The sequence below is a fragment of the Nonomuraea sp. NPDC005501 genome (assembly GCF_040605905.1).
GTDB lineage: Bacteria > Actinomycetota > Actinomycetes > Streptosporangiales > Streptosporangiaceae > Nonomuraea.
The window spans coordinates 1-15,076 of the sequence record NZ_JBEXDT010000100.1 but is presented as its reverse complement, the minus strand read 5'-3'; the positions used below and the strand labels follow the sequence as shown (position 1 = coordinate 15,076).

Genomic DNA, 15,076 nt, shown 5'->3' with positions numbered 1-15,076 from the left:
TTACGTTTGATGAACACGGCCGTTCGGCAGAGTTGATCATCGCCGCCGAGCCGCATGCGGTGCGCGAGCATCCGGCCTCGTGCTCGTGAGGCCGGATGAGCCGGTGCTATTGAGCGGTCATCGTGATCTCGGCGGGCACATCTCGGCTTCCATTTCCTTGGTGAGGATGCTGATCGGGTTGCCCCAGTCGCCGTTGATGTTGGTGACGACCATGTGCCTGCCGTCTCGGGTGCCCATCGCATAGGTCCAGGAGCCGTGGATCCTGCCACCGTTGCCCCAGACCGTCACGCCGCAGGACAGCTCCTGGGAGAAGATTCCGAGCCCGTAGGTGGTGTTGTCGATCCACTGCGCGCCCTTGGTGGAGACGGTGGTGAACATCTCCTTTTGCAGCGCGGGCGGCAGCAAACGGCCGTTCAGCACCGCCCGATAGAAGATGTGCAGGTCGTTCATGGTCGAGACGATGCTGCCGGCTGAGCCGGCCCAGGAGGGGTTCATGTCGGTGAGGTCGTAGGGGGTTGTGGTGTCCTCGCCGACCAGAAACTTGACGTAGTGCCGTGCGTGCGGCTTGCGCAGCTTCGTGCCTCCGCCCGGCAGGTACGTCTTCCGCAGGCTGAGCGGGCGGATGATGCGCTGGTTGATCTCTTCGGCGTAGGACCTGCCGGTGACCTTCTCGATGATCATTCCGGCAAGCGTGAAGTTGGTGTTGGAGTAACCCCACCCCTTGCCAGGCCCGTACGGCCGGCACCGAAGTGGGGCGATCGTAGGCCTCAGCCATCGTCGATCTTCGTCCCGCTTTCCGTCCCGGACGTTTCTGGCGAAAGCCGAGATACCTTGGTCCATTCCGCGTTTGGATCTTGCTCGTGGGGTGAGCGAACGCATGATGCCTAGGTGTGCCCCCGGCCGTACGACGGTCGGCGCGTGGGGCGCAGAGGGGGCTGTCGGTTGCAGGTGAAGCTGTCGGTGTCCGCGTGTAGTTGTCGGTGCTCGTGTCGGTGTTCAGGTTGAGTTGTCGGATCCCGCCGGCAGCTCCGTGGACAATCAGGGGCATGGGAGATCAAATCGAGATCGTGGACTATGACCCGGTTTGGCAGGTGGAGTTTGCCGCGATCGGGAAAGCGTTGCGTGGGGCACTCGGTGACGGCGCACTGCGGATCGATCACATCGGCTCGACGTCGGTGCCTGGCCTGGCCGCCAAGCCGGTCATCGACATCCAGATCTCGGTACGCTCGCTGGAGCCGCTGGATGCCTACAAGGCTCCGCTGGAGCGGCTCGGCCTGGTGCATCGGGCGGACAACCCCGAACTAACCAAACGATACTTCCGCGAGGCCCCAGGCAGCCGCCGCACCCACATTCACGTGCGCGAGCTCGGCAGCTTTTCCCAGCAGATGCCCCTGCTGTTCCGCGACTACCTGCGCGCCCATCCCGCCACCGCGGCTGAGTTCGCCCAGATGAAGCGGCGATGTGCGCGGCAGTTCCGCGATGACCGGCAACGGTATGTCTCGGCCAAGGAGCCCTTCGTCTGGGACATCGTGCGGCGCGCCGACACGTGGGCTCAGAGCGTCGGCTGGCGATCGGGCCCGAGCGACGCCTGACCCGACCGACAACAAGACCTGAACGTCTCAACCCAAAACCGTCCACACCAACATGACGGGCCGCAGGTCAGCGCGTGCCTGCTTCGCCAACTTCAGCCGGAAGCGACAGGGGCGCGGCGGGCCGTCAGGGTCCGCGCCCCGCGCAAACGGCGCGGGGCGCGCTTGATACCCCATGCAGCGCCGCCGACGGGCTACCACCGATCGTCTACGAGCGGCAGATCATGACCGCGCGAACAGCCACCAAGGCGAAGCCTCAGGAGACCATCGCCGCATAACCGAGTCTCCACGCTTTCAGGGGATGGACAGATGCCTCCCGACGGATGTAGTCGGTCGTCGACCGGCGAGAGCATCACCGGCGTCAGGGCCGGGCGCACTGAGCGCTTCTTTCGGCAACTCGGCGCGCGGACGGCCGATGCGTCGAGATGCATAGGTACATGACCGTCGCGCGCGGGCGCGTAAGCCTGTCCGCGAGGTCCGCCTACATCGTCTTCGGGCTCGACGAACGCGGCGGCGATGCCTGAGCACGGTCCCCGCACACCACCGCGGCCGCGTAGCGGGCGCCTTGATGACACCGTAGAGAGAAGTTGCTTTCGGCCCCCCCCCCGGACGGGCCATTGGGGGGCACTTAGCGCCTATCTTGCTGCGCCGGTTCTGCGCGGCCGGGGACGTGCTCGGTCAGCGGCCCAAGAGCCGGTTGAGGCCTCCGGGATGGGCGCGGTCGAGCGCGTTCATGGCGTCGGCCAGGGCGCGATACAGCCTGGCGTGGTTCCAGTGCTGGCGCCCGAGCTCGTCGCCGTCGAGCTGGCGGGCGAGCTCCCGCAAGTGCTCGACCCACTCACGAGCGGTGGCCGGCGGCCGTCGGTCGAGGCGCGTCTGCACGCGGGTCTGGGTGTGGGTGACGGTCTCGGTGATGACCTCGCGCACCGGCTCGGCAGTGGCGGCCGCGGTGGCGATGTCGCGCTGCAGGCGGGCCTGCGCGGTGCGCACTTCCCAGGCCCGGTTGCGGTGCGCCTTGCTGCAGTAGGACGGCGGCCGGCCGCGCCCGGAGTAGGAGATGAGGCTGCCGCACCAGCCGCAGGTGCGGCTCTGCAGGCGCTGCTGTACGCGGGTGCTGAGGGTGCTCTCGCCGGCGGGATCCATTGATCCATCACAGCGAGCTTGCGTCCCGGACGGAACGTCTTCTCCGAGTTTCGTACTAACTTGCTCCGCTACGATCATGGTTGTGGTGACCGGCCCGGCGCCACCGGTGTCGTCGACCGGTACGCGGGAGCGCGCGAAGTTTCCGTCCCGGACGGAACGCTAAGGCTGTCTTATCCACTAACTCGCTCCGCGATGATCGCGGTTCGGGGACCGGTCGGCGTGGGCCCTGCACCGCCGCCGGTGCGCCGTGTTGGCGCTGGGTTTTCGTCCCGGACGTTATCGCGCGAAGCGTCGATACCTTAGCACTCTTGTTGATCTTGATCGTGTTCGATCAGGATTACCGTGCTCTTCCTACGGATCAGTTGGGCTGCCGCCATTGGTGCTTGCGGGTGTTGCGTCCGTAGTGGCGGGCTTCGATCATCTCTCGCGCTTCGTCGGCGTTGTCCTGGTGCTGCCTGGCGGCCCAGGTGTGGCCCTGCGCGGTGCGGCGGGCGGCGTTCGCGTTCTCGTCACGAACGATCTGCTGCAGGTCCTCGCGGCTGTACTCACTGGCGGGAATCAGCGGCATCTGGCGGGTCCTCCTGTCGGGCCGTCAAGCCGGGAAGCGTGCGGCGTGGTCGTCGACGCGGGTTGGTCGGCTGAAGGCTGCCTTTCAGCAGGGGGCGGCCCTGCAAGTCGGTGACCGGGGCGGTGCCGTCCCAGCGCACCTTGCGGGCCTCGTTGCGGTGCTCGCCGGGGTGGCCGGCGCGGCGGGGAAGCTCCGGCTCGCAGGAGAAACCGACGCCGTCCTGCGTGGGCTCACCCGGTACTTCGCGGACCTGGCCGACGAACACGAGCCGCTGCTGCGCTCGGACAAGCAGGCGGAGTCGCTGCGGCTGTTCCAGGCCGAGTACGACAACCTGATGTACGCCCTGCAAACGGCCATCGATGGGGACGACGCCGAGACCGCGGCCCGGATACTCGGACCGCTGTACTGGTACTGGGTCATGCTCCGCTACGACGCCCGAGCCGAGACCTACATCGCCAAGGTCACCGAGTTCGGCGACGCGCTGCCCGCGGACGCCCGCGCCGCGTTCACCGCGATCCACCTGGTGGGCGCCGAGGGCGGGCCGATCACTGACCACGAGCGGCTCCGCGCGCTCATCGGCGACTGCGCGCGCACGGGCGCGCTGCGCCGCTATCCGATGCTGCTGACGATAGTGCTGGTGATGGCGGCGATACCCGGGCTGGACGAGCTGCTCGATCAAGAGATCGCCCGGGTGCGCAGCGGCCCGGACCGCTGGGCGATCGCCTGCACCTTCATGATCGAAGCCATGCGCCATCGCGAACAGGGCGACCGGGAGGGCTCCGCGACCGCGATGACCACGGCACTGCGCCTGTTCGAGGAGACGGGCGATCGGTGGTGGACGGCGAAGGCGCTGTACGGCCTGGCCCAGATCCACACCATCGCCGGAGACCACGACCAGGCGATCACCGCCTACGAGCACAGCCTCGCGATCGCCACCGACCTCGGCTCGCAGGACGAGGTCTCCACCCGGCTCGGGCTCGCCACGGAACGCATGCGCGCCGGCGACCTGGCCGGCGCGAGGCGCGACATCGACACCGCCGAACGAGCGGCCTGGCGGCGTGGCCAGCCGGCGCTGGAGATCGAGGTGCTCCGCGTCCAGGCAGAACTGCACCGCCGCTCCGGAGAGGTCGAACGCGCCGATCAGGCGCTCGACCGGATGGAGGCGCTCCTGCGCAAGCTGCCCCAGCCGGCGGAGGCCACCGACCCTCGGCTGCTCCTCGCTCGGGTAGCCAACCTCCTCACCGCCGGCGACGCCGTACGCGCCCGCGGAATGATGCCCCGCGCTGTCGAGGCGGCGCAGGCGATCATGGAGGTCCCCTTGGCTGCTCAACTCCTGGCCAAGCTACTGTCGCTGGAGGGCGATCCGGCGGGCGCGGCCACCGCGCTCGGCCTGAGCCAGGCCATCCGCGGCGCCTTCGACCACGGCGACACCGAACTGCGCTGCCTCTCGGAGATGCTCACGGAGTCGCTCGGCCGTACCGACTACGACAGCGCCTATGAACAGGGCGCCGACCTGACCCCGCACGAGGCCACCGACCGTCTGACAAAGCTACGTGTATAAGTCCAGGGGGGCAGGGGCATTTGAGCCGATTGTCGTACATGAGGCAGGCCAAGTACGAGGAAAAGAGCAATGTGCCGCACAGGTCGGCGAAGTTCGGCAGCACCCATTGGGTCTCCGTCTGCTTGTTCATCGCCTGTCTCCGTGCGATCACACAGCAGGGACGGCACAGCGCGGTTGGGGCAACTGAGAAGTGATTCCGATCGATGATCAAGTCTCTGCCGTATTCCGGTGGCGCCCGTGGTGCGGGCGCCCAGCCGATACCGCCGCCGAACGCCACCACATGCTGACGACGGCGTGCCGTACCCGCATCTGATCATTCACGCACAGGCAGACCGTAGGACGCCGCCAGGCGGCCGAGCGCCTCGCTGAGCGCGGCGTGCTGGGACGAGGTGAGGTCGGCGGCGAGTTTCGCGTCGAGAACGAGCGCCTTGGCAGTACATTCCGCGAGGAGGTCTCGCCCCTCGCCGGTGAGGCTCAGAATCTGGCGGCGACGGTCGGCCGGGTCGCGGAGCCGCTCGATGGCGCCCATGGATTCGAGGTGGTCGGCGAGGGACACCACGAGGCTGGGTGCCACCCGCATCAGCTTGGCGATCTCGAGCTGCGAGACGGCCAGCCCCGAACCGAGGACTTCCAGCAGGCCAACGTGCTTGGGCTTCAGATCGTGGACGGCCAGAGTCCGGGCGTACTGATCGGCGACCAGCACGCCCAGGGTGCTGAGCCGGAAGCTGAGGGTTTCGGTCCATTTGACATCGTTCACATTCAGCATGATACCGTCCCAAAATCATTCAGGCTGTAAATGATTAGAGATGAGATCGATGCTCGATCACCGCGCCCCGCAGATCGTCTTCGCCGACCTTCAGGACAGCATCGTGACCCTGAGCAGGACGAACAGCCCCGAGACCATCAGACGCTCGGCCGGGGTTCTCGGCAAGGTCGCGCAGGCGCTGGACATCCCGTTCACCGTGTCGGCCGCACCCCGGCCCGGTGGGCCCGGCGTGATCGCCGAACTTCCCGCAACGCTCCCGTTCGTGCGCAGCGGCCCGTCCTGCTGGGACGATCAGGCATGGCGCGAGGCGATCGCCGCCGAGGCCCGCAAAACGCTGGCCATATGCGGCGTGACCTCGGAGATCGTGGTCCTGCACACCGCACTCGACGCCCTGGCCGACGGCTATGACGTGATCGTGCTGGTCGACGCGAGCGGCGGCATGTCCGAGCGTACGGAGAACGCGGCACTCCGCCAGATCGAGGCGGCCGGCGGCACGGTGACGTCGGTGGCGAGCTTCGTCACGAGCATGGTGCGCGACTTCACCACCCCCACCGGCCGCGACGTCATCACCGCACTGCACGACCTGATGGTTTAGCGACCGCAACCATCCCTTCGCCCTCAGCCCCGAAAGAGCTCCCATGAAACTCGCAAACTCCGACCACATCGGCTTTGCCGAACGTCTGCGCAGCGAGCACGGTGTTCCGGTGTTCGTGCATGGCGCCGACACGGTCCGTACCCGCACGGGAGAAAAGCCCAAGACCGCGCTCGGGCCCATGCGCCTGGGCCCGACGCTCGGCTTCTTCGGCTATTCCCTCCGCAAGAACGGCCTGCGCACCCGTCACGTCAGCGAGGTCACCGAGGTCGGCGACGGCGACGTCCTGGACCTGCCCGGGAAGCCGGTGATCGTGGGCATGCCGGGGCACTCGCCGGGCAGCGTGGCGATCCACGTCCCGCTCGCCGACGCGGTCTTCGTCGGCGACGCCCTGACCACGCGGCACGTCCTCACGGGGCGCACGGGCCCGCAGCCCGCGCCCTTCACCGACGATCCAGCCGAAGCCCTGTCCTCCCTGGACCGGCTCGCCGGGCTGCCGGCATCCTGGGTGCTTCCGGGCCACGGCGCCCCCTGGCGCACCTCACCGGCCCAGGTGAGCGAGGAGGTCAGGAAGGGATAGAGCGCGGGCCAGCCAGCGCGGCCGATTCGCCGGCCCCGGCCACCGACGGCGGCCGGCGTGCCCTGCAGCGCAGGACCGGAGCATGGGGATGGTTCCCCGGGTGAACGGGAAGCGCGCGGCCCCTGAGGAGCAGGCGCCGAAGAACAACGCATAGCCGTGCCGGCCCCACCTCGACATCGAGGGTGTGCCCGACCCGGAGCACGTCCCCTGGATCGACCCCGACCCATCCGGCCTGGCGAACGGCCCGGTGTGAGCGGCTTCACCGATCAGAAATCCTCCGCCACGTCGTCAGTTCTGTCAGCTCTCTCGCAGCTGTGGAAGGATCGATGACCATGACCGACGCCAGACCGCTGGGCGCCGACGAGGCCACGTTCATCGCGGCGGTCCGCTCAGGCGACACGGCGCGGTTCGCACTCATCACGGAGCGCCACCGGCGTGAGCTGCAGGTGCACTGCTACCGGATGCTGGCGAACTACGAGGACGCCCAGGACATGACGCAGGAGACGTTCCTGCGAGCGTGGAACAAGCGGGAGTCGTTCAAGGGCCACGCGGCCCTGCGGACCTGGCTGTACCGGATCGCGACGAACGCCTGCCTCGACTTCCTGGAGAAGCGCAACAACCGCACACCCGTACCGTCCGAGCTGCCGGACCCCGGCTCCGAGGTGCCGTACCTGCAGCCGTACCCCGACCGGATGCTCCCCGAGGACCCGCAGGAATCGGTGGTGGCGCGGGAGACGATCGAGCTGGCGTTCATCGTCGCCGTCCAGCACCTGCCGCCGCGGCAGCGGGCGGCGTTCGTCCTGCGCGACATCCTCGGCTGGCCGGCGTCGGCGGCCGCCGACGCCCTCCAGCTGACCGTCGCATCGGTGACCAGCGCACTACAGCGGGCCCGTGTGACGATGCGCGAGCAGCTGCCCGACCGCCGCCTCGACTGGCGGAGCCCCGCCACCCACGAGCTGTCGAATGACGAGCGCGGCGTGGTGAAGTCGTATATCGACGCCCATGAGCGCAACGACCTCGACGGGCTGCTGTCCCTGCTGCGCGACGACCTGCGCTTCGCGATGCTGCCCGAGCCGGGCACCTTGATCATGACGGCCAAGGACGCGGTGGACGGCTGGGTCTCCCATGGGCTCTTCCAGCGCGGCTACGACGACTGGCGCTGTATCACCACGACGGTCAACCGCATGCCTGCGGCCGTGCTGTACCTCCGCACCCCCGGCGACCCGGAGTACCGGCTGTTCAACATCGCGGTCCTGCACATCGTCGACGGGAAGATCGCCGAGCTCACCGGATTCGACGCCACCGACAAACCATGGCTGGGCCTGCCCCCGACACTGTCATCAGACAAAAGCCCCATCGTCGACGAGTCCAGCGCACGGGCCGCCGTCACCGAAGTCACCGCGGAATGAGCACACCGACCAGTTGAACACCCACCGCCCCGCCGGCGTTGCCGGCGGGGCATCTCCATGCCCCCGAAGATCATCGCGTCACGATCAACGACGCCGTCGCCCGCATCTCCACCAAGTCGTCAACAGCTCACGTGGAACGCGAGGAAGGGCCCGGGGAAGGTTCCCTCATGGCCGAGGGTCACGGTGAGCACACCAGGAAGGATTTCGACCTGGCCTCACGAGCCGAGCGTCTGGCCCGTGCTCATCGCCTCGTCTCGTATCGGGTCAGTACCACCCCGCCGGGAAACGTCCGCGTCTCCACCAGGTTCAGGCTCACCCAGCTGTCCAGGGCCGTGAAGAACGGCGTGCCGCCGCCCAGCAAGGCCGGTGCGGTGACCAGCACGTACTCGTCGATCAGCCCGGCCCGCATGGCCGCTGCGGCAAGTGTGGCGCCGCCGATGTCCATGGGGCCGCCGTCTTCGGCCTTGAGCCGGGTGATCTCGGTGACCGCGTCGCCGGTGACCAGGCGGGTGTTCCAGTCGACCGTGCTGATCGTCGAGGAGAACACCACCTTCGGCATGTCCCGCCAGCGGCGGGCGTACTCGATCTCCGCCGGTGTGGCGCCGGGCTGCTGGTCGGCGGTCGGCCAGTGGGAGCTCATCGTCTCCCACAGTCTGCGCCCGTACAGCGCCAGGCCGGTCGCCCCCACCCGGTCGGACCACCACTGGAACAGCTCGTCGCTCGGTACGCTCCAGCCGAGGTCGTCGCCGGGCGCGGCGATGTAGCCGTCCAGGCTCAGGTTCATGCCGAAGATCAGTTTCCGCATCGTGCCAGCCTTCCGTGAGTCGATCTCCCACGTACAGACGGACACGGCGCGGAAACCTGATCGGTGCGCTCGACGAACCCCGGCGCTGATCGCCGGATCGGGCTCACCCGCGCACTCGCCCGTTGTCCGGGCCTCTCAACGACTTCCGGCTGGATCGGCGCGTATCTCCGTCTCCAGGAAGCTCGAAATCTCGTTCGCGACGACGTCGGGCGTCTCGAGACCGCACAGGTGTCCAAGCTCGCTCAGCAGGACCGCGCGGCTTCCAGGGATGCGCCGCACGTCGTCAAGCTGCTTGGCTTGATCTACGACGACGTCCTTTCCACCGAGTATGTAGCAGGTCGGTACGCGTATCTCAGGCAGCTCGCCGGCCTGGCTTGTCAGCGCACCGCCGGCCAGCCAGCCGTGCCACATCTGTTCGGTGACGGTCAGCATGCTGCTCGTCAGGCTCGAGGTCTTCGACGGGTCCAGGGAGATTGCCGCCACTGCTTGCGTGAGGGCCTCGACATCGCCGTACGCGGCATCGAAGCCGGCGATCACCTCGTCCCCGGCAGTCGTCCCCGCGGCGTTCCACGGAACGACACCGATCAGCGCACGCACCTCATCCGGGTGGTCAAGCGCGATACGCAGCGCGATCGCACCACCCAGGGAATAGCCGACCAGGCAGTAGGTGTCGACGCCCGCGTCGTTGATCGCGTCGTGCAGGGTCGCGGCCAGCGTGGGCAGGCTCCCGTCCGCCGGCGCGCGTACGGACTGACCATGTCCGGGCAAGTCGAAGATCAGGACGCGGAACCCGCTCAGGTGCCGCGCGATCCCGGTCATGGACTCGGCCGAGGCGCCGAATCCCGGCAGCATGACAAGTGTCAGCGGGCCCTGGCCGTGTTCCTCCCAGTAGATGTCTGAGCTGGTGTGTGGCATCGCGATCTCCCTGTCCTGGGCGAAGGTTGTCGGGCATACACGTACGGCTTGAGAACACAGGCCGGATCCACGCACCGCAGGCCGGTCCCGCCATGGGCCTTCATGTCGTTCAGTGCGACTGGGTGGTGTGGCTCGCGGTGAAGGCCAGAAGAAGCGCGGCGGTCCGCGGGGGGTCCTCCATGATGGGCGAGTGGCCAACACCGGGCAGCAACTCGACCTTCGCGCCCGGAACGGCGCGGTATTCGGCAGCGGAGGAGGATCGCCATCTCCGGTCTTCCGCACCGAAGATCACCAGCAGCGGCTTGCCGAGGGGAATCAGCCGGTCGGGCAGCGAGCGCTGATTCACATAGTCGTCGCCGGTCTGCGTTGTCGCGATGAGGGCGTGGTAGGTCATGCCGCGCGCGTCGTCCACGACCGCCTGCGGGACCTCGTAGCCGCGACGGCTGAACGCGGTGCTCGCGGCGTTGCGGATCAGGCTGTCGGTCCGAAGCCGCCACAGCAGCTGCCCGATGACGGGGGTGTACAGGAGCCCGCCGACGCCGCCGCTTGATACGGCGGCGGCCAGACGGGGCGCGGTGTCGATGAGCACGAGCGAGGTCACCAGGTCGGGGCGCTGCTCGGCCAGAGCGGTGGCGACCGCGCCACCGGTGGAATGGCCGACCACTGCGGCGTGCTTGACCCCGAGCCGGTCCATCGCCTCACCGACCCGGCGCCCCTGCTCCGGCATCCCGTAGCCGCCGCCGGCCGGTTTGGCCGACCGGCCGTGTCCGAGCAGGTCGATCCGGATCACGCGATGGGAGGTGGCCAGCAGCGGGACGAGCGCGTCCCACGACCGGGTCGACGCGGCGAGCCCGTGGATCAGTACGACAGCCGGGGCATCCGGGGGGCCGTCCTGGCGGACGTAGATGTTCCCGCCGTCGAGAGGCAGGGTCGGATTCCCACTGGCCTCGGCGCTCTGCCGCGTCACCACCGCCGCGTTCACGAGAAGCAACCCGACGACGACGAGGAGGACAGCCGAGGTGATCAAGAGGCGCCGCCGGCGCCGTGCGGGGCTGCTCACATCATCCTGCCGGTGCGGAAAGCCCAGGCCGGCGTCGTCGAAACAGCGGGGTCGTCGAGCCCCGGGGAGATAATCATGGGCCTACTGTCGCCGTCGGTGCGCGCCGGTATCTTGTACAAATGTTCCGGTCAGTCGGCTCGCCGAGGCCAGGCGGGCACGAAGGGACGATCCCGGCTGGCTTTCGTGACGCTCACGGCTGAGTGGCAGCGCCGAGCCGGGGTCAGCGCATCCCTCGGCGCCAGATCGAGGGGCTCACGCCGCGGGCGCGCTTGAACGCCACGCTGAAGGCGAAGGCGTCCTCGTACCCGACCGTGCGGGCCACGGCGGCGACGGTCGCCTCGGTGTCACGGAGCAGGTCCGCCCCCAAGGTCATCCGCCAGTTGGTGAGGTAGGTGAGCGGGGGCTCGCCGACCAGGCCGGTGAAGCGGGCTGCGAAGGCGGCGCGGGACATGCCGACCTTCGCGGCCAGCGCGGCGACCGTCCACCGGTGGGCGGGATCCTCGTGCAGCAGGCGCAGCGCGTCTCCGACGGCGGGGTCGCCCAGTGCCCGGTACCAGGCGGGGAGCCCCGGCTCGGACCTGGCGCACCAGGCCCGCAACGCCAGCACGAGCACGAGGTCCAGCAGCCGGTCGAGGACGGCGTCCTGGCCGGGCTCGTCACAGGCGGCCTCGGTGGTGAGCAGATCCAGCGCCGCCCGGGTCCGCGGCCCGGCGGGCACGACGGCCAGCGGCGGGAGCATGTCCAGCAGGCGTTCGCCCACGTCGCCGCGGAGCTCGTACGCGCCGCGGAGCATGGTCGTGGCCCCGGGCAGACCGTCGCCGTAGGTACGGGGCGCCAGGCTCCGGCCGGCCGCCGCGTCCTCGTTCCCGCCGACGGCGTACTTCTTCCCCCCGCGTACCACGACCTGAGGCGGGGTGGACGGATCGTCGGCGATCGTGTACCGGCCGGTGGCGCTGATGAGGGCGATGTCGCCGGCGCCCAGCAGCAGCGGCACGGCGTCGTCGTCGAGCCGGATCGACGCGCGGCCGCCGAGCGTGGCCACGATCGTGAGAGGAGGAACGTCGGCGAAGGTCATCGACCACGGCGGCCGCTGAACCAGCTGCCGCACCATCGCGCTCCTGGTACGGGCCCGATGCAGCAGATCGCTCAGGACATCCATGCCGCGCATGGTAGACGATCACAAATGCATCGGCGACGTTCTCCCATGGATCGTCTGCGGCCGATGGAGTTCTCTAGAAGCTGTGCAGAACATCCTCATTCTCGGCGGCACCGGCAAGACCGGTCGCCGCATCGCCCGGCGCCTCAAGTCCTCCGGCCGGCCGGTCCGGACGGCGTCCCGTACGGGTGGCGACGTCTCCTTCGACCTGGACGACCCGGCCACCTGGGGGCCCGCGCTCGACGGCGTCGGCACCGCCTACCTCATGACGCCCGGCCTGCAGCCGAGCGCGGAGGGCCAGGCGCGCCTCCCACGGTTCGTGGCCCAGGCGGTCGCCGCGGGCGTGGGGCGGCTGGTGCTGCTGTCGGCCCCCGGCGTCGACGCCGACGACCGGCATCCCCTCAGGCCCGCCGAGCGGGCCGTCCGGGACTCCGGCGTCGAGTGGACCATCCTGCGGCCGACCTGGTTCTCGCAGAACTTCAGCGAGGCGTTCTGGCTGCGCGGGGTCCTGGAGGGGAGCTTGTACCTGCCCACCGGTGACGGGCGCACGCCGTTCGTCGACGTGGACGACATCGCCGAGGTCGCGGTCTCGGCGCTGAGCGACGACCGCCACGCCGGCCGGGTCTACGAGCTGACCGGTCCGCGGGCGATCTCCGTCGGTGAGGCGACCGGCCTCATCGCCGAGGCCACCGGGCGTACGGTCCGTCACGTCGACGCCGACCCCGAGGTCTTCGTCGAACGCCAGGTCGCGGGCGGCGTCCCGGCGGACGTCGCGCGGCTGCTCACCGGCCTGCTCACGGCCGTCCGCGACGGCCGGCACGCCGAGGTCGCCGACGGCGTGGAACGCGCCCTCGGCCGGCCGGCCAGGCGGTTCGAGGACTACGTCACCGAGACCGCCGCCGCGGGCCTCTGGGACCCTCCCGGCAACCGATAGATCGTCGGCGCTCACCACGTCGAAGGATGTGGTGCGTGAGCCTGTGGCTGACAGCGCGGAGGGCTGGAACTCCTTGGCCGGCTCCTCCGGCGTCCGTCCCCGCCAGCGCCAGGCCCACCATCTGCCGGCGCGACTGCGGCGGATGGTTGTCCGGCACAGCAGACTCCTTCTTCCGGAAACCAGCGTTCCCCAGAGATCAGGTGTCCACCGAACCGGGCCGTCGCCCTCCGGCCGTGTCTCAACGGGCGGGGGCGCGGCCGAGCCTGGTCTCCAAGCCATCAAGGATGCGCTCGACGCCGTAGACGAAGGACTCTGCGCGGATCTGCTCCGGATCCTTGGTCTGCTCCGCGGCGCGCCCGTCGCGCAGGAGCGGGTAGTCCTGCAGGGCCTGTTCGGTGGTCGGTCGCAGGCTCTCAAGCCAGTCCTGCTCGTTCTGGCCGCTGCGGGCGAGCACCGACAGGTAGGCGGCCTCGCTGGTGGTCATCCCGATGACGTAGGCGATGAGCAGTTTCATGGCCCGATCGGCTTCGTCGACGGCGAAGCCCGCCGCTTCGAACAGGGTGAGCATGCGCTCCGACTGCCGCATCAGGTTGGGCCCGAGATAGGCGAGCCCGACCTGGCCGAGCACGGAGACGACCCAGGGATGACGCAGCACCATCGAGCGCAGGCTGTGGGCGGATTCGGTGACGGCCGCCCGCCAGCGTGCGGGGTCGGCGGCGGGCACCCGTACCTCGCCGTAGATCTCGTCCACGACCAGCTCGATCAGCTCGTCCTTGTTGGCCACGTGCCGATAGAGAGACGTGGCTCCGGCGCCGAGCCGGGCGCCGAGGCTGCGCATGCTCAGGGCGTCGATGCCCTCGGTGTCCAGGAGTTGGATGGCCTCGGACACGATCCGGTCGCGACTCAGCGACGGCTGCTCCCGCTTGCGACGCGGGCGGGCCCATACCGAGGGGATGGGCTGCTTCTCAGGTGGCATACAGGTCTCCTCGTTGCGGGACGCCTACGGTAGCGCACGACGTTCGCATCATGCGTACAGTGATCCCATTCTGTCAGTATCGAAAGCTCGCCCCAAGTGCGTCGTGCGCCGAGAACGCGCACGTGCGTTGCACGTGCGCCGGCAGCCGCCAAGCCGCACGGCCGTATCGCCCGCCGCACGATCGCACGGCCGTGCCGCTGCATGGCTGCGCCGCAGAGCCGTCAAGCCGCAAAGCTGCCCGGCTGGACCGCCGCACCGCCGCCGGGTGGTGCCTCAGGTCTGCTGACCGCCTCGACGGTACAACCGTGCGCGATTGCGTACGCTGCTCCAGTATGCGTACAGTGTGCGCATCGAGGGAACAACGTACAGGAGGAAACATGGCGACGAACGTGCAGTGGACCGAGCAGGGTGGCTGGACGGCCGGCGGCGACTGGGGGAGTGCCGGCTCGCAGGGGCAGACCTTTGACCTGGCCCGCTGGCAGGCGCGCTTCGACGAGCTGCGCCGGCGGCACCACGTGCCGGGCGCGTCGCTGGCGGTGCTGGTCAACGGGCGGGTGCACGAGCTGGCGAGCGGCGTGCTGCACCGGGGCACCGGCGTGGAGGTGACGACCGACTCGGTGTTCCTGTCCGGCTCGATCGCCAAGGTCTACACGGCCACCCTGGTGATGCGGCTGATCGACGAGGGCCGGCTGACGCTGGACACCCGGGTGGCCGACGTCCTGCCCGAGTTCGCCACCCCTGACCCCGTGGCCACCCGGACGATCACCGTCCGCCAGCTCCTGTCGCACACCGGCGGCGTCACCAACGACTTCAATTACGACGGCGGGCGCGGCGACGACTGCCTGGCCCGCTACGTCGAGGCCGCCCGGGACGTGCCGCTGGACTGCCCGCCCGGCACCGCGATCTCCTACGGCGGGCTCGGCTACATCGTGCTGGGCCGCCTCATCGAGGTCCTCACCGGCCGCACCTGGGACCAGGCACTCAAGGACCTGCTGTTCACCCCGCTCGGCCTGGAGCACTCG

16 protein-coding genes are annotated in these 15,076 nt (G+C 69.2%); 7 read left to right on the top strand and 9 right to left on the bottom strand.

All coding sequences use genetic code 11. The features are described from left to right. Positions 1-117: 117 nt before the first annotated feature. Complete coding sequence (locus ABZS51_RS35090) at positions 118-840, bottom strand: serine hydrolase domain-containing protein (RefSeq protein WP_355450370.1); 723 nt, start codon at positions 838-840, stop codon at positions 118-120. 206 nt (positions 841-1,046) lie between these two features. Here ABZS51_RS35090 and ABZS51_RS35085 point away from each other — a divergent pair, with 206 nt between their 5' ends. Continuing rightward, complete coding sequence (locus tag ABZS51_RS35085) at positions 1,047-1,592, top strand: GrpB family protein (RefSeq protein WP_355450368.1); 546 nt, start codon at positions 1,047-1,049, stop codon at positions 1,590-1,592. 675 nt (positions 1,593-2,267) lie between these two features. Here ABZS51_RS35085 and ABZS51_RS35080 read toward each other — a convergent pair. Further along, complete coding sequence (locus ABZS51_RS35080; protein WP_355450366.1) at positions 2,268-2,732, bottom strand: hypothetical protein; 465 nt, start codon at positions 2,730-2,732, stop codon at positions 2,268-2,270. A gap of 358 nt (positions 2,733-3,090) precedes the next feature. After that, positions 3,091-3,300 carry a hypothetical protein gene (locus ABZS51_RS35075; RefSeq protein ID WP_355450363.1) on the bottom strand — a complete coding sequence of 70 codons (210 nt, stop codon included), beginning with the start codon at positions 3,298-3,300 and terminating at the stop codon, positions 3,091-3,093. 157 nt (positions 3,301-3,457) lie between these two features. On the opposite strand from ABZS51_RS35075, the gene ABZS51_RS35070 reads away from it, so the two are divergent. After that, entirely contained in the window at positions 3,458-4,861 is a 1,404-nt protein-coding gene (locus ABZS51_RS35070; protein ID WP_355450360.1) for a tetratricopeptide repeat protein, read from the top strand. Between the two features lie 313 nt (positions 4,862-5,174). Here the strand turns inward: ABZS51_RS35070 and ABZS51_RS35065 are convergent, their stop codons facing one another. Next, entirely contained in the window at positions 5,175-5,627 is a 453-nt protein-coding gene (locus ABZS51_RS35065) for a MarR family transcriptional regulator (protein WP_355450356.1), read from the bottom strand. Between the two features lie 49 nt (positions 5,628-5,676). On the opposite strand from ABZS51_RS35065, the gene ABZS51_RS35060 reads away from it, so the two are divergent. The 3 genes from ABZS51_RS35060 to ABZS51_RS35050 all read left to right on the top strand — a co-directional run bounded on the left by ABZS51_RS35060 (position 5,677) and on the right by ABZS51_RS35050 (position 8,208). Beyond that, positions 5,677-6,222, top strand: coding sequence for an isochorismatase family protein (locus ABZS51_RS35060; RefSeq protein ID WP_355450353.1), 546 nt, complete (start codon positions 5,677-5,679; stop codon positions 6,220-6,222). A 43-nt stretch (positions 6,223-6,265) separates the two neighbouring features. Further along, on the top strand, positions 6,266-6,799 hold the full coding sequence (locus ABZS51_RS35055) for an MBL fold metallo-hydrolase (protein ID WP_355450350.1): 534 nt from the start codon (positions 6,266-6,268) through the stop codon (positions 6,797-6,799). A gap of 332 nt (positions 6,800-7,131) precedes the next feature. After that, positions 7,132-8,208, top strand: coding sequence for an RNA polymerase subunit sigma-70 (locus tag ABZS51_RS35050; RefSeq protein ID WP_355450347.1), 1,077 nt, complete (start codon positions 7,132-7,134; stop codon positions 8,206-8,208). 241 nt (positions 8,209-8,449) lie between these two features. On the opposite strand, the gene ABZS51_RS35045 is transcribed toward ABZS51_RS35050, so the two are convergent. From ABZS51_RS35045 to ABZS51_RS35030, 4 genes are all read right to left on the bottom strand, one after another. Next, positions 8,450-9,013: a dihydrofolate reductase family protein gene (locus ABZS51_RS35045; RefSeq protein WP_355450344.1), complete on the bottom strand. Its 564-nt coding sequence runs from the start codon at positions 9,011-9,013 to the stop codon at positions 8,450-8,452. A gap of 135 nt (positions 9,014-9,148) precedes the next feature. Next, the gene (locus tag ABZS51_RS35040) at positions 9,149-9,928 is read right to left on the bottom strand and encodes an alpha/beta hydrolase (protein ID WP_355450341.1); all 780 of its coding nucleotides are present in this window, start codon (positions 9,926-9,928) and stop codon (positions 9,149-9,151) included. 109 nt (positions 9,929-10,037) lie between these two features. Next, positions 10,038-10,988 carry an alpha/beta fold hydrolase gene (locus ABZS51_RS35035; protein ID WP_355450338.1) on the bottom strand — a complete coding sequence of 317 codons (951 nt, stop codon included), beginning with the start codon at positions 10,986-10,988 and terminating at the stop codon, positions 10,038-10,040. A gap of 220 nt (positions 10,989-11,208) precedes the next feature. After that, positions 11,209-12,147 (bottom strand): AraC family transcriptional regulator, encoded by a 939-nt coding sequence (locus tag ABZS51_RS35030; protein ID WP_355450335.1) that lies wholly within the window; start codon positions 12,145-12,147, stop codon positions 11,209-11,211. 82 nt (positions 12,148-12,229) lie between these two features. On the opposite strand from ABZS51_RS35030, the gene ABZS51_RS35025 reads away from it, so the two are divergent. Then, positions 12,230-13,078, top strand: coding sequence for an SDR family oxidoreductase (locus ABZS51_RS35025; protein WP_355450332.1), 849 nt, complete (start codon positions 12,230-12,232; stop codon positions 13,076-13,078). A 238-nt stretch (positions 13,079-13,316) separates the two neighbouring features. Here ABZS51_RS35025 and ABZS51_RS35020 read toward each other — a convergent pair whose 3' ends face one another. After that, positions 13,317-14,054, bottom strand: a complete 738-nt coding sequence (locus ABZS51_RS35020) for a TetR/AcrR family transcriptional regulator (RefSeq protein WP_355450329.1) — start codon at positions 14,052-14,054, stop codon at positions 13,317-13,319. Between the two features lie 377 nt (positions 14,055-14,431). On the opposite strand from ABZS51_RS35020, the gene ABZS51_RS35015 reads away from it, so the two are divergent. Continuing rightward, positions 14,432-15,076: serine hydrolase domain-containing protein (locus tag ABZS51_RS35015; protein ID WP_355450326.1), on the top strand; the 645-nt coding region annotated here is incomplete at its 3' end.

Bases quoted from the DNA above. Each gene is read 5' to 3' on its own strand.
- ABZS51_RS35080 (WP_355450366.1), bottom strand. From the start codon at position 2,732: ATGGATCCCGCCGGCGAGAGCACCCTCAGCACCCGCGTACAGCAGCGC.
- ABZS51_RS35050 (WP_355450347.1), top strand. From the start codon at position 7,132: ATGACCGACGCCAGACCGCTGGGCGCCGACGAGGCCACGTTCATCGCG.
- ABZS51_RS35085 (WP_355450368.1), top strand. From the start codon at position 1,047: ATGGGAGATCAAATCGAGATCGTGGACTATGACCCGGTTTGGCAGGTG.
- ABZS51_RS35045 (WP_355450344.1), bottom strand. From the start codon at position 9,013: ATGCGGAAACTGATCTTCGGCATGAACCTGAGCCTGGACGGCTACATC.
- ABZS51_RS35020 (WP_355450329.1), bottom strand. From the start codon at position 14,054: ATGCCACCTGAGAAGCAGCCCATCCCCTCGGTATGGGCCCGCCCGCGT.
- ABZS51_RS35030 (WP_355450335.1), bottom strand. From the start codon at position 12,147: ATGGATGTCCTGAGCGATCTGCTGCATCGGGCCCGTACCAGGAGCGCG.
- ABZS51_RS35065 (WP_355450356.1), bottom strand. From the start codon at position 5,627: ATGCTGAATGTGAACGATGTCAAATGGACCGAAACCCTCAGCTTCCGG.
- ABZS51_RS35055 (WP_355450350.1), top strand. From the start codon at position 6,266: ATGAAACTCGCAAACTCCGACCACATCGGCTTTGCCGAACGTCTGCGC.
- ABZS51_RS35040 (WP_355450341.1), bottom strand. From the start codon at position 9,928: ATGCCACACACCAGCTCAGACATCTACTGGGAGGAACACGGCCAGGGC.
- ABZS51_RS35075 (WP_355450363.1), bottom strand. From the start codon at position 3,300: ATGCCGCTGATTCCCGCCAGTGAGTACAGCCGCGAGGACCTGCAGCAG.
- ABZS51_RS35060 (WP_355450353.1), top strand. From the start codon at position 5,677: ATGCTCGATCACCGCGCCCCGCAGATCGTCTTCGCCGACCTTCAGGAC.
- ABZS51_RS35090 (WP_355450370.1), bottom strand. From the start codon at position 840: ATGGACCAAGGTATCTCGGCTTTCGCCAGAAACGTCCGGGACGGAAAG.